The 20,446-nt window shown below is 70.1% G+C and carries 17 protein-coding genes; 12 read left to right on the top strand and 5 right to left on the bottom strand.

The annotated features are described in order from the left end of the window. Positions 1-40: 40 nt before the first annotated feature. Together AC1Q87_RS13390 and AC1Q87_RS13385 are read right to left on the bottom strand one after the other, a co-directional pair. Positions 41-1,084, bottom strand: a complete 1,044-nt coding sequence (locus tag AC1Q87_RS13390; RefSeq protein ID WP_492609422.1) for a hypothetical protein — start codon at positions 1,082-1,084, stop codon at positions 41-43. Further along, complete coding sequence (locus tag AC1Q87_RS13385) at positions 1,081-2,964, bottom strand: glycosyltransferase family protein (protein WP_492609421.1); 1,884 nt, start codon at positions 2,962-2,964, stop codon at positions 1,081-1,083. The genes AC1Q87_RS13390 and AC1Q87_RS13385 overlap by 4 nt, the downstream gene beginning before the upstream one ends. Before the next feature lie 202 nt (positions 2,965-3,166). Here AC1Q87_RS13385 and AC1Q87_RS13380 point away from each other — a divergent pair, with 202 nt between their 5' ends. The 3 genes from AC1Q87_RS13380 to AC1Q87_RS13370 are packed head-to-tail and all read left to right on the top strand — an operon-like array spanning position 3,167 to position 8,548. Then, the gene (locus AC1Q87_RS13380; protein ID WP_492609420.1) at positions 3,167-4,186 is read left to right on the top strand and encodes a sulfotransferase family protein; all 1,020 of its coding nucleotides are present in this window, start codon (positions 3,167-3,169) and stop codon (positions 4,184-4,186) included. Between the two features lie 25 nt (positions 4,187-4,211). After that, entirely contained in the window at positions 4,212-7,409 is a 3,198-nt protein-coding gene (locus tag AC1Q87_RS13375; RefSeq protein WP_492609419.1) for a glycoside hydrolase family 99-like domain-containing protein, read from the top strand. Continuing rightward, positions 7,406-8,548, top strand: a complete 1,143-nt coding sequence (locus tag AC1Q87_RS13370; protein WP_492609418.1) for a glycosyltransferase family 4 protein — start codon at positions 7,406-7,408, stop codon at positions 8,546-8,548. Before AC1Q87_RS13375 ends, AC1Q87_RS13370 begins: the two co-directional genes overlap by 4 nt. A 6-nt stretch (positions 8,549-8,554) precedes the next feature. Here the strand turns inward: AC1Q87_RS13370 and AC1Q87_RS13365 are convergent, their stop codons facing one another. Further along, entirely contained in the window at positions 8,555-9,250 is a 696-nt protein-coding gene (locus AC1Q87_RS13365; RefSeq protein WP_492609417.1) for a hypothetical protein, read from the bottom strand. A gap of 207 nt (positions 9,251-9,457) precedes the next feature. Here AC1Q87_RS13365 and AC1Q87_RS13360 point away from each other — a divergent pair, with 207 nt between their 5' ends. The 6 genes from AC1Q87_RS13360 to AC1Q87_RS13335 all read left to right on the top strand — a co-directional run bounded on the left by AC1Q87_RS13360 (position 9,458) and on the right by AC1Q87_RS13335 (position 16,095). Beyond that, complete coding sequence (locus AC1Q87_RS13360) at positions 9,458-10,495, top strand: GHMP family kinase ATP-binding protein (RefSeq protein ID WP_492609416.1); 1,038 nt, start codon at positions 9,458-9,460, stop codon at positions 10,493-10,495. Positions 10,496-10,505: 10 nt separating this feature from the next. Further along, positions 10,506-11,231 carry a class I SAM-dependent methyltransferase gene (locus AC1Q87_RS13355; RefSeq protein WP_492609415.1) on the top strand — a complete coding sequence of 242 codons (726 nt, stop codon included), beginning with the start codon at positions 10,506-10,508 and terminating at the stop codon, positions 11,229-11,231. 142 nt (positions 11,232-11,373) lie between these two features. Further along, on the top strand, positions 11,374-12,207 hold the full coding sequence (locus AC1Q87_RS13350; RefSeq protein ID WP_492609414.1) for an ABC transporter permease: 834 nt from the start codon (positions 11,374-11,376) through the stop codon (positions 12,205-12,207). Further along, a complete protein-coding gene (locus AC1Q87_RS13345; RefSeq protein ID WP_436060030.1) occupies positions 12,204-12,959 on the top strand; it encodes an ABC transporter ATP-binding protein in 756 nt (251 codons plus the stop codon). The genes AC1Q87_RS13350 and AC1Q87_RS13345 overlap by 4 nt, the downstream gene beginning before the upstream one ends. A gap of 17 nt (positions 12,960-12,976) precedes the next feature. Next, positions 12,977-14,860, top strand: a complete 1,884-nt coding sequence (locus AC1Q87_RS13340; protein WP_492609413.1) for a hypothetical protein — start codon at positions 12,977-12,979, stop codon at positions 14,858-14,860. Beyond that, complete coding sequence (locus AC1Q87_RS13335; protein ID WP_492609412.1) at positions 14,857-16,095, top strand: glycosyltransferase family 4 protein; 1,239 nt, start codon at positions 14,857-14,859, stop codon at positions 16,093-16,095. The genes AC1Q87_RS13340 and AC1Q87_RS13335 overlap by 4 nt, the downstream gene beginning before the upstream one ends. On the opposite strand, the gene AC1Q87_RS13330 is transcribed toward AC1Q87_RS13335, so the two are convergent. Then, positions 16,080-17,285 carry an MFS transporter gene (locus AC1Q87_RS13330; RefSeq protein ID WP_492609411.1) on the bottom strand — a complete coding sequence of 402 codons (1,206 nt, stop codon included), beginning with the start codon at positions 17,283-17,285 and terminating at the stop codon, positions 16,080-16,082. The two genes, AC1Q87_RS13335 and AC1Q87_RS13330, sit on opposite strands and share 16 nt — an antisense overlap. 134 nt (positions 17,286-17,419) lie before the next feature. Between AC1Q87_RS13330 and AC1Q87_RS13325 the strand changes: the two genes are divergently transcribed. Next, a complete protein-coding gene (locus AC1Q87_RS13325; RefSeq protein WP_492609410.1) occupies positions 17,420-18,148 on the top strand; it encodes a sialate O-acetylesterase in 729 nt (242 codons plus the stop codon). Here AC1Q87_RS13325 and AC1Q87_RS13320 read toward each other — a convergent pair. After that, positions 18,145-18,414 (bottom strand): hypothetical protein, encoded by a 270-nt coding sequence (locus AC1Q87_RS13320; RefSeq protein ID WP_492609409.1) that lies wholly within the window; start codon positions 18,412-18,414, stop codon positions 18,145-18,147. The two genes, AC1Q87_RS13325 and AC1Q87_RS13320, sit on opposite strands and share 4 nt — an antisense overlap. A 111-nt stretch (positions 18,415-18,525) precedes the next feature. Here AC1Q87_RS13320 and AC1Q87_RS13315 point away from each other — a divergent pair, with 111 nt between their 5' ends. Together AC1Q87_RS13315 and AC1Q87_RS13310 are read left to right on the top strand one after the other, a co-directional pair. Continuing rightward, positions 18,526-19,179: a type II toxin-antitoxin system HicB family antitoxin gene (locus AC1Q87_RS13315; protein WP_492609408.1), complete on the top strand. Its 654-nt coding sequence runs from the start codon at positions 18,526-18,528 to the stop codon at positions 19,177-19,179. 6 nt (positions 19,180-19,185) lie between these two features. Continuing rightward, positions 19,186-20,445: a DUF445 domain-containing protein gene (locus AC1Q87_RS13310; RefSeq protein WP_492609407.1), complete on the top strand. Its 1,260-nt coding sequence runs from the start codon at positions 19,186-19,188 to the stop codon at positions 20,443-20,445. Position 20,446: the final 1 nt, after the last annotated feature.

Below are 20,446 nucleotides of genomic sequence, written 5' to 3'. Positions count from 1 at the left end.
ATAATTCTCGGCCTTCGTGTCAGGTGCGGACGCCGGCCTGTCAAGCGGCCGGGCGCGCGGCGACCCCTTCGGCGCGCAGCCAGGCGAGAAAGCCGCCCTCCTCCGCAGCAAAGGGATCGGCGATCTGCGCGCGAAGGTCGGCGCGCTCGCGCCAGATCAGACGATGAGCTTTCTCGATCGGGGTCCCGTCGCTGTAAGCGCCATAGGCCCAGTACGGCTCGGGAATGATCGGATCGCGCGCCGCGTCGACCTGTTCCTTGTACCAGCGCCAGATCTCGTAGACCGCGTGATTGTCGCCGGCATAGCGCCGCGTCATCGTGTCGCCGGTCGCCCCGAGCTTGGTGAAGTGCCAGAACCGCAACGGCGAGCCGTTCACGGTGATGGCCCCGTCGCGGCCGATCTCGACCGCTCGCTGGCTGATGTTCCAGCTGGCCACGTTGTAGCCGGGGTCGCGCACGACCCCCACCCGGTCGAACAGGGCGGGGACATGATCGCACCACTTCTGGTCTACGAACAGGCCCGCCGGAATGTCGTCATAGCAGAACTCCAGCAACCGATCGTTCCACCAGCTGGCGAAACGCGCGCCCTCCCCCTGCGTGCGGATCATCACGAAGCCGAGGTTGAAGATGCCGGTCCGCGAGGCCGAAAGGTCGTTGTCGAGGATCGCCTGCCGCTCGGTGTTCGCATCGAGCAGGTGCGGGGTCAGCAGAATGTCGCTGTGTTCGAGCCGCGCCAGCAGCGGATCGAGACTCTCGAACAGCGCGGTGTCTGGGTCCAGATAGATCACCGCGTCCGCGCCGGAGGCGCAGGCCTGATGCAGGAACGGGCCTTTCACGGCCGTACAGACCTCGACCACGTCGTGCTTGAACAGCCAGGACTTGAAGTCGGCGATCCCCAGCTCGTGGGCGTAGACGACCTGGTCGAACGGCTCCTCGGCGAGCCGCAGGTGGAAGCCGGGCGGCGGCGCATCGGTGATCAGCGCCACCAGGTTCCAGTCGGGGTGAAACTTGCGCAGGCTGGCGAACAGCACCCTGGCCCGATCGAGATAGGCGAAGGTGAAGCTGGAAAAACAGGCGACCTTCATGGCGTCTCCACCAACTCGGCGGTCAACTTGCTGAAGGTAAGGTCGAAGGTCTGCACGTCGCGCGCGCCGCGGGCGAGCCGCAGGATGTCGCCGCTCTCGAACAGCGCCTCGAGCGCATGTTCGTCGTCCAGCACCAGCCCATGGCCGCTGTCGCGCACGAACGCCGCCACATTGCCGCTGTCGGGACCCGTGATCACCGCCGCGCCGGCCGCCGCCGCCTCGTAAGCGGCGAAGGAGAAGGTCTCCAGGCACAGCGACCAGACCATCGCCGCATCGACGTCGAGATCGAGTAGCGCCTGGCGCATGACCAGCGGATCGGCCGCCGTGACCGTCACCGAGTGGTGCCGCGCCAGCGACCCGGCCACCGGCCGGCTGGCCAGGTGGATGAAGTCGTAGCGAGGATCGTCGGCGAAACGAGCCGCCAGGTGGCGGAAGATCGGCCAGCCCTTGTGCACCGACGGCGTGCCGGGAAAGGCGAAGCGGAAGGGCCGCCCGGAGGCCGGCGTCGCCGCGACGGGCGCGGATGTCGGGACCAGTTCGGCGTGCGGCAGCACCCGCTCGTTCATGGCTTCGAGCCGCCCGCCGGCCCGCCAGGCGTCCAGCGCGACCTGGGATGGCGCGGCGATGGTCAGGTCGAGCCGCTCGAACAGCCGCTGGTGTTCGCGCACATGCGCCGCGCGGGCCTGGCCGTAGACGCAGATGCTGCAGGCCGCGCTGCCCGGGGGCGGCGCGCCGCAGCTCTCGACGTCGTTGCGCAGCAGATGGACGCCGGCGCAGAGGCTGCCCATGTCGTGCAGCCAGAACCAGCCCTTGTTCAGGCCGGCGGAGCGCACGATGTCGATCACGTCGCGGCTGGAATGCCCCAGCATGTTGTGGATCGCAAAGCTCCGCGGCCCGGCGGGGACGGCGGCGCGCAGCGCCTCGGCGATGGCGGCCGGCGTGAAGGCGCCGACCCGCTCGCCGTTCAGCAGCACGCCCATCGGCGTCTCGGTGGCGCCGGTGCGGATCGTCGGCCAGCCATTGGCCGGATGGATGTGCAGGTGGTTGCGGCCGAGCCGCGCGAATTCGGCCGACTCGCGCTGCACGCAGAGCTGCGAGCCCCCAACCGAGCGGCTGTAGTCGTCCTGGCTGAAGGTGATGTGCACGCCCTGGCGCGCGGCGGCCCGCAGCGCGTCGGCCAGCCGGCTGGCGAGCGAGATGTCCACCGGACGCGCCCAGCGCCTGGAATCGGCCAGCCGCTCGGAGAACGGCTTGAGGGTCGCGAGCACCTGTTGGCGGAAGCCGTGGTCGGCCTTGGTCGCCCGGTTCTCGTCGCGGCCTTGCACGACATAGTGGATGAACGGATGGCGGCCGCTGGCGGCGACATCCGGGTTCAGCTCCAGATAATCGGCGACGCAGAAGTCGTAGCTGGGATCGCGCCCCTCGCGCCAGCCGAGGCGCAGGAAATGGTCGAGCGGATCGCCGCCCGCGGCGCCGACGTCCGGGTTCATGGCCAGATAGTAGGCCGGGTCGAAGAATTCGGCCGCCGCCTCGTGCTCGGCGGCGGTGATCCGCCCGCCCCCCGCGCCGTCCAGCAGCGCGAAATAGTCGCCGGCTCGCACCGACGGCGCGATCTCGCGGCCCTCGCGCCAACCGGTGAGGAGGTAGTGCACGAACGGATTGACGCCGGCCTCGGCCACGTCGGGATGCTGTGCGAGATAGGCGTCGGTCGAGAACCAGGGCGCCGGGTCGCGGCTCTCGCGCCAGCCGGCGACGCCATAGTGCCCGGCGGGGTCCACATCCGCATAGGTCAGGTCGGGATGGGCCTGGCGGTAGAAGTCGAAATCCATCGCCACCACCAGCAGACGATGGGCGCGATCTGGTGAGGCCGCGGCGGCCATGTGCGATCTTTCCGTGCGACGCCAAGCCTGGGTTTGCATCAGTTGCGCCCCCCGATCAACCGCGTCGGCCTTGCAGCGCGGCGCAAGCGGCCATACAGCGGAACGCCAGAGCCTGGCGGTTCCGGTTTGAAATCGCGGCGAGAACGCCGGTTTGGCGATCGGCCCAGGACCGACGAGGGCGTCCAAGCGAGACAAAGGCGACATGCAGCAGACCTTCCAGCGGACCGCCTATCTGGTCCTCGGCATGCACCGCTCGGGCACCTCGGCGACCGCCCAGCTGCTGGCCCTGGCTGGGGCCGAGCTGCCCGACAATGTGATGCCGGGCGACGAGCATAACGCCAAGGGCTACTTCGAGCCCTGGAAGATCTCGGTGTTCAACGACCAGCGCCTGCGCGCGGCCGGCAGCGCCTGGGACGACCCCTTCAACCTCCCCTACGCGCCCTTGCAGCCGGACGCCGAGGCTGACTGGACGGCGCGCGCGGTCGACCTGTTCAAGGCCGAGTTCGGCGAGGCGATCCATCCGCTGCTCAAGGATCCCCGCGTCTCGGTGCTGCTGCCGATGTGGCGGACGGTGCTGGAACGCGCCGAAGTCGCCGCCCGCGTGATCATTCCAGTGCGCCACCCCCTGGCCGTCGCCGGGTCGCTGGGCCGCCGCGACGCCTTCCCGGTCGAAAAGTCGGTGCTGATCTGGACGCTCTACATGCTGGCCGCCGAGGCCGGCAGCCGCGACCTGCCGCGGGCGTTCGTCTCCTATGACGGGCTGCTGGCCGACTGGCGGGCCGAAGTGGCGCGGATGGAGCAGGCGCTGGGCGCGCCGCTGCCCCGCCTGACCGAGCACGCCGCGCGCGAGATCGACGGGTTCCTGACCAAGGACCTGCGTCACAACGACGGCATGGGCGCCCTGGGCGACGTGCCGATGGTCGGCGCTATCGCCCAGGAGGTGCTCGACTGGTTCACCGCAGCCGCGGCGGGCGAAACGCCGGACCGTGCTCCGCTGGAGCGCGCCGCCGCCCAGATCGCCCAAATGAAGTCGCAGATGGGCGTATTGGTCACGCCCGTGACCAGCACCCTCGATTCGACCCGCGCCGAACTGCTCTACCAACGCCAGCTCGGCGAGGTGCAGGATCAGCAGATCAAGACGCTCGAGCGCGAACTGGCGGCCCTGCGGCAGGAGCGCGCGAAGATCGAGGCCGTGGTCGACTCGGCCCTGGCCGGACGCTAAGCAGCGCGCCCGAGAAAATCCGACCGTGGCCAACGACACCCAAAACCCCGTCCCCGACAACGCGGCCGAAGCCCTGCTGGCCCGGCGTCGCGATCTGCACCGCGCCCGGCGCGTGGTCGCCGAGGACCGCTGGAACCGCTTCTGCAAGGCCGCCGCCCGTCGGGTCGGCCTGGCCGACAAGGGCCCGACCGAGCAGCGCATCGACCTGATGCTGGCCCGCGCCAAGTGGCCTGGCCGCGCGGCGCTGATCGCGCGTTCGGGCGTCTGGGACTTCAAGCTGAAGGGCGGCCTTGGCCGTGACGGCGGTCCGGCCCGCGACCTGATCGGCTATGTCCGCGCCGGCCCCGACGGCGGGGCCAATCCCAAGGCCCTGTTCGACCAGGCCTGGTACCTGGAAAACAACGACGACCTGCGCGGCTCGCGCTGGGCGCCGCTTGCCCACTATCTGGTCGCCGGCGACCAGGAAGGGCGTGCGCCGCACCCGCTGTTCGACCTCAAGGACTATCGCAGCCGCCATGCGGTGAAGGTCGCCGCGACCGGCCTGACCACCCTGCAGCACTACCTGCACAAGGGCGTCACCGAGGGCTACGACCCGCACCCGCTGTTCGACGTCCGCTACTATGTCGGCCAGTCCGAGGAAGTCGCCGACAGCGGCGAGAACCCGCTGGTCCACTATCTGCGCGAGGGCTGGCGCAAAGGCTACGAGCCGCACCCGCTGTTCAGCGGCGTCTGGTACCTGGCGATGAACCCGGACGTGGCCGAGGCGGACGCCGCCCCTCTGCTGCACTACGCCACCAGCGGCGCCAGCGAGGGCCGCAGCCCGCACCCGCTGTTCGATCCGGGCTGGTACATGGACCGCTATCGCGACGCGGCCCCGATGGGCTCGAGCGCGCTGGCGCACTTCTTGGCCTACGGGTTCGAGGAGCGCCGCGACCCCAGCATCCACTTCGACACCGCCTACTATCTCGACCAGCAGGCCGAGCTGCCGGCCGGCGCCCATCCGGTGGTGCACTACCTGACCGAAGGCGCGTTCGAGGGCGTTTCGCCGGCGGCCGATTTCAACGAGATCGCCTATCTGCTGGAGAACCCGCAGGCGGCGGAACAGCCGGTCTCCTCGCTGGAGCACTGGGCGCTCAGCCGCACGCCCAAGCCCGAGCCCGGCGCCACCGTGGCGCGGCCGCAGGGCGAGGCGGGCCTGTTCGAGCAGCTGCGCGCCGCGGGCCGGGCCCGCGACGCCGGCGCCTACGACAACCAGGCCTATCGCGACCTGAAGGCGGCCCGCAAACGCATCCGCGAGCGGGCGATCGGCGATGTGCGCGTCAAGCCGTTCGACCTGATCAAGGTCGAGCCCCGCGACGTCGACAAGGCCGCCGCCGACCTCGCCTTCGCAGCGCCGACCGCGCCGAAGGTCTCGATCGTCATCCCGGCCTACAACAACCTGACCTTCACCCTTGAATGCCTGGCCGCGCTGCAGGCCTGCGGCGACCTGGACGAGGTCGAGGTCATCGTCATCGACGACGCCTCCAGCGACGACACCGCCAAGGTGCTGGCCAAGGTTCCGGGCCTGAAGCTGATCTCGAACCCCGAGAACCTCGGCTTCATCCGCACCTGCAACCGCGCCGCCGGCGAGGCGGCCGGCGAGTTCGTCGTGTTTCTGAACAACGACGTCCAGGTGCGGCCGGGCTGGCTCCCGGCGCTGCTGGCGCCGTTCGCGGAGGAGACCGACGTCGGCGCCGTCGCCCCGAAGATGCTGTTCCCGGACGGCCGTCTGCAGGAAGCCGGCGCGCGGATCGGCGTCGATGGCGCGGCCGAGATGATCGGCCTGTTCGAGGACCCGGAGTTGCCGCGCTGGAACGTGCGGCGCGAGGTCGACTACGCCTCGGGCGCCTGCCTGATGGTCCGGCGCGAGGTGTTCGCGCAGCTCGGCGGCTTCGACCTGACCTTCGCGCCGGCCTATTGCGAGGACGCCGACCTGTGCTTCCGGCTGCGCGAGCGCGGCCTGCGGGTGATCTACGAACCGACCTCGGCCATCGTTCACCACCTGAGCGTCACGGCCAACTCGATCGACAGCGGCTACAAGCACCGCCTGGCGACGCGCAATCAGCAGAAGTTCGTCGAGCGCTGGGGCGAGCGGCTGGAAGCGCTCAACCGCATCCGCACGATCGCCTTCCACCTGCCGCAGTTCCATACCGTGGCTGAGAACGACCGCTGGTGGGGCCCCGGCTTCACCGAGTGGACCAATGTCAGCCGGGCGCTGCCGAACTATCGCGGCCACTACCAGCCGCACGTGCCGGCCGACCTCGGCTTCTACGACCTGTCCAACCCCGAGGCGATGCGCCGCCAGGCCGAACTGGCCAGCCGCTACGGGATCGGCGGCTTCTGCCACTACTTCTACTGGTTCACCGGCGGGCGGCGGATCCTGGAGACGCCGCTGGAGCCGCTGCTGGACAGCGGCGCCGACGACTTCCCGTTCTGCCTCTGCTGGGCCAACGAGAACTGGACCCGCACCTGGGACGGCCAGGAGCGCGACGTGCTGCTGGCCCAGACCTACGAGCCCGGCGACGCCGAGGCCTCGATCGCCGAGATGGAGCCGTTCCTGCAGCGGCCCAACTACATCCGGGTGAACGGCAAGCCGCTGGTGCTGATCTATCGTCCCGGCCTGCTGCCGGACGCCAAGGCCTGGGCGGACGCCTGGCGCGATCACTGCCGCCAGGCCGGGATCGGCGAGATCTACCTGGCGTTCGTCGAGAGCTTCGAGAAGGCCGGCGGCAAGACCGACCCGGCCGACATCGGCTTCGACGCCTCGGTGGAGTTCCCGCCGGCCGGCAACGGCGCGCTGATCCATCCGCCGGGACCGCTCTACAACGCCCGCTTCGAGGGGCGCGTGAACGACTATCGCCAGATGGTCCGCAACTATCTCGGGACCGAGCCGCTGGGCCACAAGCGCTTCCGCGGGGTGATGCCCTCCTGGGACAACACGCCCCGCCGCCAGGACGGCGGCTGGAACTACCAGCACGCCACGCCCGGCGCCTTCCAGGCCTGGACCGAGGCGATGTTCGAGGAAACCCGCCGCCAGAACTTCGGCGAGGAGCGGATCGTGTTCATCAACGCCTGGAACGAATGGGGCGAAGGCGCGCACCTGGAGCCCGACCAGCGCTTCGGCCACGCCTGGCTGGAAGCGGTGAAGAACGCCGCCGACGCCGACCTGCTGGACAAGTCATGACGCCTGAAGACCTCGTCCTCGTCGGCCACCCGTTCTCGGCCATCGGCATGGCCGAGCACGTGCGCTCGGCCTTCCGCGCCTTCCGCGCCGCCGGCGCCACGCCCGGCGTCATCGACATCTACGGCATGGACCGGAACAAGGACCCCGACTTCGAACGGGAGTTCGCCGGCCACATCGTTCCGAAGCTGAGCCCCAAGGCCAACCTCTTCTGCATCAACGCCGACGAGGTCGAGCAGGCGATGGGCGTGCTCGAGCACCTAGGCTCGGGCCCGGCCTTCGAGAGCGCCTACAACATCATCTATCCGGCCTGGGAGCTGGCGAAGTACCCCGAGCCCTGGGGCAAGATCCTGGACCGGTTCGACGAGGTCTGGGCGCCGTCGCGGTTCATCCAGGACGCGGTCGCCGCGGCGACCGCCCGGCCGATCACGCACATGCCGCTGTCGGTCGAGCTGACGATGTCGTCCTTCCTCGGCCGCCGCCACTTCGGCATTCCCGAGAACGCCTTCGTCTGCCTGTTCTTCTTCGACTTCTCGTCCTACGCCGAGCGCAAGAACCCGTTCGCGATGCTGGAAGCGTTCGAGAAGCTCGTCGCCCAGCGGCCGCACGCGCCGCTGCACGCGGTGGTCAAGTACAAGGGCGGCGACGACGGCAATCCGGCCCGCAAGGAACTGGAACGCCGGATCAAGGCCATGGGCGGCCAGATCCAGGCGATCACTCGCCAGCTCAGCGACAACGAGATCAAGAACCTCGTCCGCTGCTGCGACGCCTTCGTCTCGCTACACCGCTCGGAAGGCTTTGGCCGCGGGCCGGCCGAAGCGATGGTCATGGGCCGCGCGGCCGTGGCCACCAATTACTCGGGCAATCTCGACTTCATGACCCCGGACACCAGTCTGCTGGTCGACTGCCAGCTGATCCCGGTCGCCGAGGGCGCGTACCTGTTCGGCGAGGGCCAGGTCTGGGCCGACCCCTCGGTGGATCACGCGGTCGAGCTCATCGGCGGCTTGGTGGACGATCCGGCCTGGACGCGGGCCCTGGGCGAGCGCGCGCGCCGCCACATCCGCACGAACTTCAGCGCCCGGGCGATCGGCCTGCGCTACGTGGCGCGGATGGAGGAGTTGGCCGCCGCCCAGGCGGCCTGAGACGCCTTAGCGCTGCGCGATGGTGGTCGGCCCCACCGGGGCCTGGGCCAGAGCGGTCGCGCCCGGATTCTCCGTGACGGCGATCTGGTGGACGACAAAGCCGCCGCCGGCCTGATCGTCGGTGTCGACGCGGATCTGGTCGATCAGCGAATTTGTCCAGTCGTCGCCGCCCTTCTTCAGGTTGACCATGTCGTAGACCAGCACCACGGTCTCGTTGACCGCGGGGTCGGCGCCGTCGCGCGGCTTGGCGTGATACTCGCCGGCCTCGCCGTGCGCGGGGGTCGAATAGAAGATCGAGCCGTCCCACTCAGCGCCGGCCCGCGTCCGCGTCAGGCGCACGAGCACCAGGGAATATCGGCTGCCGTCCAGGCCCAGCCCCTTGGGCGAGCGCAGCATCGAGTCGGTGCCGCCGTTGCGCAGGTCCATGCCGGTCGGGCTGGCGGGCAGCACTTCGCCGCCGCCGGCGACGAAACCTTCGGTCGACCCGTCGAACGTCCAGAGCCGGCCGGCCTTCAGCGGCGCGCCGTTGATCTCGAATCGTTGCGCGTCGTCGTTCCAGGTCACGACCTGCGAACGCTGGTTCAGCGCGATCTTCGCCGGTTCGGGGGCCGTGGCGGCGCGCGCCCACGGGGCGGGCTGGTCGCAGGCCGAAAGGGTCAAGGCGATGGCCGCCGCACCCGCAATGTTCAGAATGGATTTCATACGAGAGTTCCGAGCGACCCCGGGGGGAGGATTGGGCGGCCCACAGCCCAGATAGATAGCCGTCAGGGCTCTCGCCAGGGTCGCAGTGAAGATATTGCACCGAGTCGCCGGGCGGTTCTGTGGCGCCGATGGTGGTTGCCAAGCCGGCCTGCGGCGACTACCCCGCCACACATCGCAGTCAGTCAGGTCGGGATCAGATCGCTCCTCATGCGTCATGAACTGGTGCGCGCCCGCGCCCCCCTTCGTCTCGGCTTCGGTGGCGGCAGCACGGACGTCTCGCCTTATTGCGACGAACACGGCGGGGTGGTGCTGAACGCGGCCATCGACCTGTTCGCCCATGTCACCGTCCAGGCCCGCGACGACGACCAGGTCCGGCTGGTCGCCGCCGACCGTGACCAGACCTGGCAGGCGGGCGCGATCGCGCCGCTGCCGACCGACGAGCCGCTGCGCCTGCTGAAGGGCGTCTACAATCGGTTCATGGCCGATCATGCCGGCGGGCGCGCCCTGCCGCTCACCCTGGTCTCCTACGCCGACTGCCCGCCCGGATCGGGGCTGGGCTCTTCGTCCGCACTCGTGGTGGCGATGGTGGAGGCCATGCGCAGATTCATGGGACTGTCGATGGACGCCCATGCGGTCGCGACGCTGGCCTTCGACATCGAGCGGCGCGAGCTCGGCCTGGCCGGCGGGGCGCAGGACCAGTACGCGGCGGCCTATGGCGGCCTCAACCTCATGCGCTTCTTCGACGCCGCCCGCGTCGAGGTCGAGAGCGTCGCGGTGCCGGACAAGGTGATGAAGGAGCTGGAAGCCAGTCTCGTGCTCTACTTCACCGGCGTCAGCCGCGAATCCGCCGCGATCATCGAGGAGCAGACGGCCAACATGCGCAGTCACGCCCCCAAGTCGATCGAGAGCCTGCACGCCATCAAGGCCAGCGCCTTCGAGATGCGCGACGCCCTGGTCGCCGGCGACCTGCCGCGCTTCGGGGCCCTGCTCGATTCCGGCTGGAGCCTGAAGAAGCAGACCGCTCACAACATGTCCTCGCCGATGATCGATTCCGTCTACGAGGCGGCCAAGAGCTTCGGCGTGTTCGGCGGCAAGGTGTCGGGCGCCGGCGGCGGCGGGTTCATGATGTTCCTGGTCGACCCGACCCGGCGCGAGGGACTCAAGCGCCTGCTCGGCGGCTTCGGCGGCGTGGCCCAGGCGGCGCGCTTCACCTCGACCGGGGCCGAGTCCTGGGACGTACGATAGGATCAAGACCTTGAAAGAACTTTCGAAATCCATCGTCCGCCGGATGGCCGACCCGAACTTCACCCGTCGCTGGTTCGTCGGCGAAGGGCTGGACATCGGCGGCAAGCCCGATCCGCTGTCGCTCTACGTGCCGTTCTTCCCGGGCCTGAAGTCCGTACGGGTCTGGGACTGGGAGGACGGCGACGCCCAGTTTCTCGAAGGCCTGGCGCCCGAGAGCCTCGATTTCGTCCACTCCAGCCACTGCCTCGAGCACCTGGTCGATCCGCGCCAGGGCCTGAAGGCCTGGTTCGGCGCCATCAAGCCCGGCGGCTTCCTGGTCGTCACCGTGCCGGACGAGGACCTCTACGAGCAGGGCGTGTTCCCCTCGACGAACAATCGCGACCACAAGTGGACCTTCACCATGCTGAAGGCCAAGTCCTGGTCGGACCGCTCGATCAACGTGCTGGAGATCCTGTCCGACCTCGGCCCGGCCGCCGACGTCGAGAAGGTGGCGCTGCTCAACTCGACCTTCCGCTACGACCTGCCGCGCTACGACCAGACCCTGACGCCGATCGGCGAATGCGGGATCGAGTTCGTGGTCCGCAAGCGTTCGGCGGCCGAACTTGCGGCCGGCGGGCTGGTCCGCGAGACCGTCCAGCCCTCGCCGGCCGATCGCCGGCACTTCAACCAGTACCGGGCCGATCACGCCCACATGAAGACCAGCGCTCCGCCGTTCGAGGACGAAAGCGAGCTGTAACCGCTACCCACCTGCGCCAGAGCGGATTTTCCTTTGGATTCCGCGCCCGGCGCCATGCTTGCGCCGCAAAATGCGACCTGTTACCCACCGGCGAGCGCCACAGACGGCGGGTGCGTCGGCGCGCCCTTGGTCGGGAGACTGAATGCAATCCGCACAACACATGGTTCGCACCGGACGGCGCGGGGCCATGCACGAGTTCAGCATGGCGTTCGCCGACCTGCGCGCCTCGCTCGACCGCATTGGTTTGGCCTGGTCGCTGGCCAAGCACGACGTGGTGTCGCGCTACCGCGGATCGATCCTCGGCCCGTTCTGGATCACCCTGTCCATGGGCCTGATGGTGGCCGGGATCGGGTTCCTTTACGCGAACCTGTTCAAGGTCCCGGTCAACGAGTTCATCCCCTACGTCGCGCTCGGCATCGTGGTCTGGGGCCTGATCGCCAACGTCATCCTCGAGGGTTGCCAGACCTTCGTGCAGGCCGCCGGCATCCTGAGCCAGAGCTCGCTGCCGATGTTCACCTTCGTGTGGCGGACGGTCATGCGCAACGTGATCAACCTGGCGCACCACCTGATCATCATCGTCGGCGTGCTGGTCTACTACGACCACTGGCGCCAGACCGATGTGCTGATGGGCGCAGTCGGCGTGCTGCTGCTGCTGGTCAACATCTCCTGGATCAGCCTGGCGGCCGGCATCGCCTCGGCCCGCTTCCGCGACATCCCGCAGATCGTCGGCTCGGTCGTGCAGTTCGCGATGTTCATGACCCCGGTGTTCTGGCTGCCCGGCGGGCGCCTGCTCGACCACGCGGTGCTGGTGCTCAACCCGTTCTATCACCTGCTCGAAGTCGTCCGCGCGCCGCTGCTCGGCAACGTCGTCGACCCGCGCACCTACATCTTCATGGTGGTTCTGGCGGTCGTCGGCTGGACCGGCGCCTTCGCCACCTTCGCCCTCACCCGTCGACGGATCGTGCACTACCTATGAAGGGCCCCGAGGTCTCCATCCGGGTCACCGACCTGACCCTGCGCTTCCCCGTCTACGGGGTCGACGCCAAGTCGCTGAAGAAGCATCTGGCCCGCATCACCGTGGGCGGCAAGCTTGGCCGCACCGGCATGGGCGCGACCGAGGTCACCGCCCTGTCGGGCGTCAATCTCGAGCTGCGCTCCGGCGACCGCCTGGGGCTGATCGGCCACAACGGCTCGGGCAAGACCACCCTGCTGCGCGCCCTGGCCGGGGCCTACGAGCCCGACGAGGGCACCATCGACGTGCACGGCCAGATCGCCGCGATGCTGGACCTGAACCTCGGCATCGATCCGTCGGCGACCGGGCTCGACAACATCCGCCTGCGCGGCCGCATCGCCGGCCTCTCCGCCAAGGAGATCGAGGACCGGATGCAGGAGATCGGCGAGTTCACCGGCCTCGGCCCGTTCCTGGCCATGCCGCTGAAGACCTATTCGGCCGGCATGCAGGCCCGGCTGGCCTTCGCCGTGGCCACCGCCGTCCACGCCGACGTCATCCTGATGGACGAGTGGATCGCCGTCGGCGACGCCGACTTCCAGAAGATCGCCCACAAGCGGATCCTGGAGCTGATGGAGCGCGCCGGCATCCTGGTGCTGGCCTCGCACGACCTCGAACTGATCCGCCTCTACTGCAACAAGGTGATGCGCATCGAGAGCGGGGTCGCCTCCAAGATCATGGACGTCAAGAAGCTGGACGAACTGCTGGCCGCCGCCTGACGCCCCGGGGAGCGACCTTGGACTTCATCTTCACCATCGTCTCGCGCAACTACGCCGCCCAGGCCGCCAGCCTGATGGAAAGCCTGGCGCGCGCCGAGCCCGGCATTCGCCGCGTCGTCGTCACCACCGACGGCCCGATCGCCTTCAAGGACCCGGGCATCCGCACCCTCGACGCCGCGACCGTGGTGCCGGAGTTCGCGGCCATGTGCGCCTATTACGACGCGCTGGAGCTCAACACCGCGGTCAAGCCGCTGTGCTTCAAGGCGCTGCTGTCCGAGGAGGGCGTCACCTCCGGCGCCTACTTCGACCCCGACATCTGGGTCTACCGGCCGCTCGACGCCGTACGCGAGGGACTGGCCAAGGCCCCCCTGGCCCTGACGCCGCACACCACCCGCCCGCTGCGCGGCGAGGCCAGCCCCAACGACCACGTCATCCTGCAATCAGGCTCGTACAATCTCGGCTTTGCCGCCATGCGGGCCGAGCCGGAGATCTTCGACCTGCTCGACTGGTGGGCCGAGAAACTGCGCTTCGACTGCCGCGTCGACTTCGCCGCCGGCCTGTTCACCGACCAGAAGTGGATGGACCTGGCGCCGGGCCTGGTCAGCGACCTGGCCATCCTGCGCACCCCGACCCTGAACCTCGCCTACTGGAACCTGGAAGGCCGCCAGGTCGCCCGCACGGCGAACGGCTGGAGCGTCGACGGCCAGCCGCTGGCCTTCTTCCACTTCTCCGGCTTCGACCCGGCGCGGCCGGACCTGCTCTCCAAGCATCAGGACCGCATCAAGGTCACCCCGCGCTCGGACCTCGCCGCCCTGCTGGCCGACTACGCCCAGGCGCTGCTGCGCAACGGCCATGTCGAGGCCTCGGCCATCCCCTACGCCCACCGCGCCTTCCCCTCCGGCGAACTCGTCCCGCGCGAGACCCGCCGCCGGATGCTGGCCGCGGCCCGCGCCGGCGAGGACTTCGGCGGCGGCCTGACCTCGGCGGCCGAAGCCTGGGCCGCCGTGCGCCCCGGCGAGGTGATCCGCGAGCCGCTCGGCGGTCTGCCGGACGGTCCCTGGCTGAGCGGCTCGTCCGAGCTGACCAGCTGGCTGACCAGCGCGTCTGAGGCGCCGGCGGTCGGCGCCCTGACCCATGCGCGCCGCGACCTGCGCGACCGCTTCGCCGCCGACGAGGCCGGACTGAAGGCCTGGCTGCTGGGCCCGGAATCCATCGACGGCCGCTTCTCGGCCCGTCTCGCGCCGCCGGAAGCCTTTGCCGAGCCCGAGCTGGCCCTGCGCGCCGCGCGCCAGGTGGCCGGCGACCTCTCGGAAGCCAAGCTGCGGTTCGCCGCCTACGGCCTCGCCCACCGCGCCGCCTGGCCGCAGTGGGTCGGCACGGCGCTGCGTTCGGGCTTCAACGCGCCGGTGCGCGAACTGGCCCGGGGCATGCCGTTCCCGCGGCTGTTCCTGTCGATCTGGGAAAGCCGCGGCGACCTGCAGCGGCTGTTCCCGCTGACCAGCTTCAAGGGCCGCTTCGGCTTCCTGCGCTGGCTGATCGGCGGCGGGCTGGCCGAGTACGGCGTCGATGTCGCCGCCCTGCCGCCGACCGTGGACAGCCATCCGGTGTTCGAGCTCGCCCGCCTGTCGGTGCGCCGCGAACCGGTCGAGGCCGGCCGCGCGCCGGCTGCAGGGGCCATCAACACCCTGCTGGCGGTCGAGCGCTGGACGCCCGACGCCGCCGGCGGCGAAGCGCTGGTGTTCGACGCCGGCGCCGGCCGTTTCCGCACGCCGCAGGGCGCGCCGGCCGACCCGCCCGCCCGCGTCGGCAAGCTGGTGTTCCGTACCGCGCCGGGGCTGATCGCCGCCGACGCCGTGGCCCTGCTGGCGCAGGGCGTCGCCTGGGAGTCCGCCAGCGCATGAGTCTGTTGTCCACGGCCCGCGGCGCCTGGCGCGCGTTGACGCCCGAGCCTGTCCGCCGTCTGGCCCAGCCGGTCCTCGGGCCGGCGCTGGAGGCCTATGTCCGCCATCAAGCCCGCACCCCGCACGACGCGGAGACGAGCGCCGGCCCGATCCGCGTGGTCGGCGACTTCGGCGGCTCCTACGGCATCGCCGCCTCGGCCAAGCTGGCGGTTCGCGCCTTCGAGGCGCTGGGCGCCCCGGTCGAGCAGGTCGACATCGCCGGCGCCAAACTCGACTGGATCGGCGGCTCGCAGGCGGCGCGCACGCCCGGCCCCTGGATCTTCCACGTCAACGCCCCCGAGCTGCTGGCGGCCCTCGCCTTCCTCGGCCCCAAGAACGTCCGCGGCCCGCGCTACGGCTATTGGGCCTGGGAACTGCCGCGCGCCCCGAAGTCCTGGCTGAAGGACGCCGCCTTCCTGGAGGAGGTCTGGGTGCCCAGCGCCTTCACCGGCGCGGCCCTGACCGGCGCCAAGGCTCCGGTGCGGGTCGTGCCCCATCCGCTGTTCATCGAGGACTATCGCGGGGTCGTCCCGGCGCCGCGCGACGAGCGGTTCACCGCCGTGACCCTGTTCGACTTCAAGTCCTCGGCCGCGCGCAAGAACCCGGAGGCGATGATCGCCGCCTTCGCGCGGGCCTTCCCCGACGATCCCACCGCGCGGCTGGTGATCAAGACCCAGAACGGCGCGGCCTTCCCCGACTTCCTGGCGCGGCTGCGCGCCCAGGCCCCGGCCAATGTCGAGGTGCTCGACGTGGTCTGGCCCTATGCCCAGGTGAAGAGCCTGATCGCCTCCGCCGACGTGCTGATCTCGCTGCACCGGGCCGAGGGCTTCGGCCTGACCATGGCCGAGGCCATGGCGCTGGGCACGCCGGTGATCGGCACCGGCTGGTCGGGCAATGTCGACTTCATGGACGAGACCTGCGCCCTGGTGATCCCCTCGCAGCCGATCGCCGTCGACGACCCGCAGGGCATCTATCGCGGCCAGACCTGGGCCGACCCGGACGTCGAGGCCGCCGCCCAGGCCCTGCGCCGTCTGCGCGGCGACCGCGATCTGGCCGCACGGCTGTCGGACGCCGGCAAGCGGCGGGTGGCCGAGCAGCTCTCGCCTCAGGCCTGGTTCGCGACCCTGCCGGACGGCGTGCAGCGCGCCGCCCTGGCCGCGGCCGGCGCCTCGCGCCGGGCTCAGTCCTCGCGATAGGGCTTGGCGTAGGTGGTCAGCACGAACACCGCCGCCATCGTCACCACCGCCGCCGGCGCCAGCGCGCTCAGCACCTCGCCAGGGCCATAGCCGACCGCGCGCAGCTGCCCGGCGATCAGCGGGCCGACGATCGAGCCCAGCCGCCCGGCCGCCACCGAGGCCCCGGCGCCTGCCGCGCGGAACTGCGGCGGGTAGTAGGCCGGCGCCAGGGCGTAGAGCACGTAGAGCCCGCCGATGACCGTGAACCCGGCGGCGCCGGACGCCGCCAGGATCATCGGCAGGCTCGTCGCCGCGGCCAGGGCGTAGAGCGCAGCGGCCAGACCGGCGAACACCGCGATGAGCAGCCAGCGATAGCCGACCTTGTCCGCCGCCCAACCGAGCGCCAGCGAGCCGACCACCGCCATGATGTTCAGGGCGAACGCGGCCGAAGCGCCCTCGGCCGGCGAGAAGCCCTTGGCCACCACGAGCAGCGGCAGCCAGTTCAGCAGCAGGTAGGTCACCAGCAGGTCGAGAGCGAACACCGTCCAGATCAGGATCGTGGCTAGTCCCCGGCCGCCCCCGAACAGGCCGGTCGCCATCTGCGGCGGGGCGTCGTCCTCGCCGCGCGCCGGGCGCGTCTCCGGCAGCAGGAAGTAGACCACCGGCACCAGCATCAGCGGCAGGGCGCCGCCGATCATGAACAGCATGCGCCAGTCGACCCCGCCGGCCTCGCCGACCTGGGCGGCCAGAGCGACGAGCGCTCCGCCGACCGGCAGGCCGCAGAACATGCTGGTGGTGGTCAGGGCGCGCCGATGCGGCGGGCTGATCTCGGTGGCGATGGCGATCAGGTTGGGCATCGCCCCGCCGAAGCCGAGGCCGGTGGCGAGCCGCGCCAGGGTCAGGGTCTCGAAATTCGTCGCTAGGGCGGTGGCCAGCGAAAAGATCCCGAACAGCGCCACCGACCCCAGCAGCACCGGCCGACGGCCGTAGCGATCGGCGGCCCAGCCGCCGAACAGCGCCCCGATCACCAGGCCGATCATCGCCGCGCTGCCCGCCCAGCCGAGCTGGGACGGTCCGAGCCCCAGGTCAGGCGCCATGTGCGGCGCCGCCACGCCGAACGCCTGGATATCGTAGCCCTCCAGGGCGGCGATGCCGAAGCAGATGGCGATGATCAGGCCCGGACTCGCCGTGCGCGTACTCGAACCTGTCATGCCATATCCTCCCCGGCGCGCTGGATCTGGTCGAACAGGTCGCTCGCCTTCACTATACAATTCGTGTTCGCACGCGTTCAGTAAACAGGAAGCGCTTGGATATCCCCGTCAACGCCCCCGATTGCCTGCCGGTCATGATCATTGTCGCCGGCCAATCGAACGCGCTTGGCTACACCTTGGGCGCCGCCGACCTGCCGCCGCACCTGGCCGCGCCGGGCCCCGCCCAGATCTGGAGTCCGCAGGCCCGCGCCTTCGTCCCGTTGACGCCTGCGACCAACACCGGCGCGCCCAACAATCCGCAGGCCTGGGGGCCGGAGACGCAGTTCGCCTATCGCTGGCGCCAGGACCACGCCTGCGCGCCGCTCTATGTGGTCAAGTACGCGCGCGGCGAAACCGGCCTGGCGCCCGACCCGGCCGCCCGCGACTGGTCGCCGTCCTCGCACGGCGACCTCTGGGACGCCGCCAGCGCCGAGGTCGACGCCGCCAAGGCCGCCCTGGCGGCCCAGGGCCTGGCCCCGCGCGTGCGGGCGGTGCTGTGGATGCAGGGCGAGACCGACGCGCAGAGCCCGGCCAAGTCCCGCGCGTACGCCGCCAACCTCGCGGCTTTCCTGGCGCAGGTGCGGGCCCGCTGGGGCGACGCCGACACCATCGTGCAGATCGGCCAGATCGACCGGCCAGGTCCCGACGGCTGGGACGCCGTGCGTCAAGCGCAGGCGCAGGTGGCCGGCCGCGATGCAAAGACCACGCTCACCGACACTGATCCCTTCGAGCGTCAGCCGGCCGACGGCGTCCACCTGACGGCGTCAGGCCAGGTCAGCCTGGGCGATGCGTTCTATGAAAGGCTGGCGGCCGTCCGGCCCTAGCCGTCGAGGCGGTCCGGCGTGAAGCTGATCACGCCCTGGCGCTCCAGCTCGGTCAGGATCTGGTCGATCTGGCTGCGCAGCTCCAGCATGCAGTTCGGGGTCAGGATCAGGTAGCCAGACTTGACCTTGTGCTCTTCGCCCGCCTCGTCGGCGACATTGGCGGCGAAGGCCAGGCGCGCGACCCCGGACTGGAAGCCGAGACCGGCCATGGCGTCGCCGAAAATCATCGGCAGGTCGAACTCAGGCAATCCGGGCGGGCTGGGCATGCCGCCTGATCGCATGATTCCGGGGGCTGCGGCCAAGGCGCACACGACGGCTTGAATTTGCGCAAAACTACACAACGTCTATTCTTCGTTTATTCGCGGAGGATCCTCCCCATGACCACCCTCGTTTTCGTCGCCCTGGCCCGCAGCGCTCCGGCCGGCGGCTACAGCGCCAGCTTCCCCGACCTGCCCGGGCTCACCGTCGAGGGCGCCGACATCGCCTCCCTGGTCGTCGCCGCCCGCGAAACGGTGCTGAAGGAATTGCAGCGCCTGGCCGACGACGGCCATGACTGGCCCAAACCGATCGCGCTCGAAGCCGTCGCGGCCGAGGCCGGCGTGATCCCGTTCCTGGTCGACGTTTCGGTCGAAGACACGCCGGTGCGGGTCAACATCTCGATCGGCGAGCGGCTGCTCAAGCGCATCGACCAGGCGGCCGAGGCCCGCGGCATGAGCCGCTCGGGCTTCATCGCCGCGGCTGCACGCACCTCCCTCGGCGAGAAGATCGGGGCCGGCACGGGCGCCGACTTCGACGCCATCGCCCGAAAACTGCAGGACGAATGGTCGGTGCTCGGCCGCAAGATCACCGACAGCCTCGGCCCGGATTCGACCTTCAACCGCAGCGTCAACGAGTTCGACGCCAAGCTGACCGAGACCATCCGCAAGACCGCCGACAACATCTCCGCAGCCATGGCGCGCCGCAAGGAGGCCGAAGCCCGCAAGGACGAGGCCCCCGAGACCAAGAGCCACTCCGCCGACGCGGCGATCTAGCCCGGCATGGCGGCGGGCGCGATCGCGACCACGGTGTCGCGGGACGAACTGAAACTGCGTGAGCTGAAGCGCATGCAGGCCATCGCCACCGGGCTGCTGGTGGCGATGGCGATCGTCTTCGTGGCCGCCAGCCGCGCCGACGACTATTGGCCGTGGCTGGCCTATGTCCGCGCCTTCGCCGAGGCGGCGATGGTCGGGGCCTGCGCCGACTGGTTCGCGGTGACCGCGATCTTCCGCCGGCCGCTCGGCCTGCCGATCCCGCACACCGGCATCATCCCGCGCAACAAGGACCGGATCGGCGAGGCGCTGGGCGGCTTCATCGCCGACAACTTCCTGACCGTCGACGTGCTCGACAGCCGCCTCAAGCAGATCGAGGTGGCCCGCTGGGGCGGCGAGTGGCTGCGCCAGCCGCGCCATGCACGGCGCCTGGCCAAGCGCCTCTCGGGACTGGTCCCGACCATCCTGAAGGTGCTGCCGCGCGACATGCTGCGCGAAACCGCAGGCTCGGCCGCGGTCGCTGCGATCCGGGCCGTGCCGGCCGCGCCGACCGCTTCCAAGCTGCTGGCCGCGTTCTGGAACGAGGGCCGCTCGCAGGCCGCCTTCGACTGGGCACTCGACAAGCTCGCGGCCTATCTCGAAGACAACGAGCAGACCATCCAGGAGAAGGTCGAGGCCAAGTCCTGGAAGTGGATGCCCAAGTTCATCGACAAGATGATCGCCCAGAAGGTCACCACCGGCCTCTCCGAGCTGCTGGTCGAGATGCGCGAGCCCGAGCACCCTTGGCGCCGGGAGCTGAAGGCCTGGATCGAGGGCTTCATCGACCGGCTGGCCCGTGATCCGGACCTCATCGCCAAGGGCGAGGACCTGAAGGCCAAGCTGCTGGCCGACCCGGCCCTGCGCGAACAGGCCGCCGGCGTCTGGCGCGAGATCGAACAGCGGCTGGCCGACGGCGACGGCGCGGGCCTGACCGAGCGGCTGGAGCAGATGCTGACCGCGCTCGGCGAATGGCTGCACACCGAAGAAACCGCCCAGGCGCGACTGAACGAATGGGCCCGCATCCTGGCCCGCCAGGTCATCGCCCCGCGCCGCCACGAGATCGGCGGCTTCGTCGCCCAGGTGGTGGCCAGCTGGGACACCAAGGGCGTGGTCGACAAGCTCGAGCTGCAGGTCGGCAAGGACCTGCAATACATCCGCGTCAATGGCACGCTTGTAGGCGGGCTGGTGGGGCTGGCGATCTTTTCTGCGAGCCGCGCCTTCGGTCTCTAGT

It is taken from the genome of Phenylobacterium sp. GW823-FHT02A09 (genome assembly GCF_058797775.1).
This window is presented reverse-complemented; position numbering and strand designations above follow the sequence as displayed.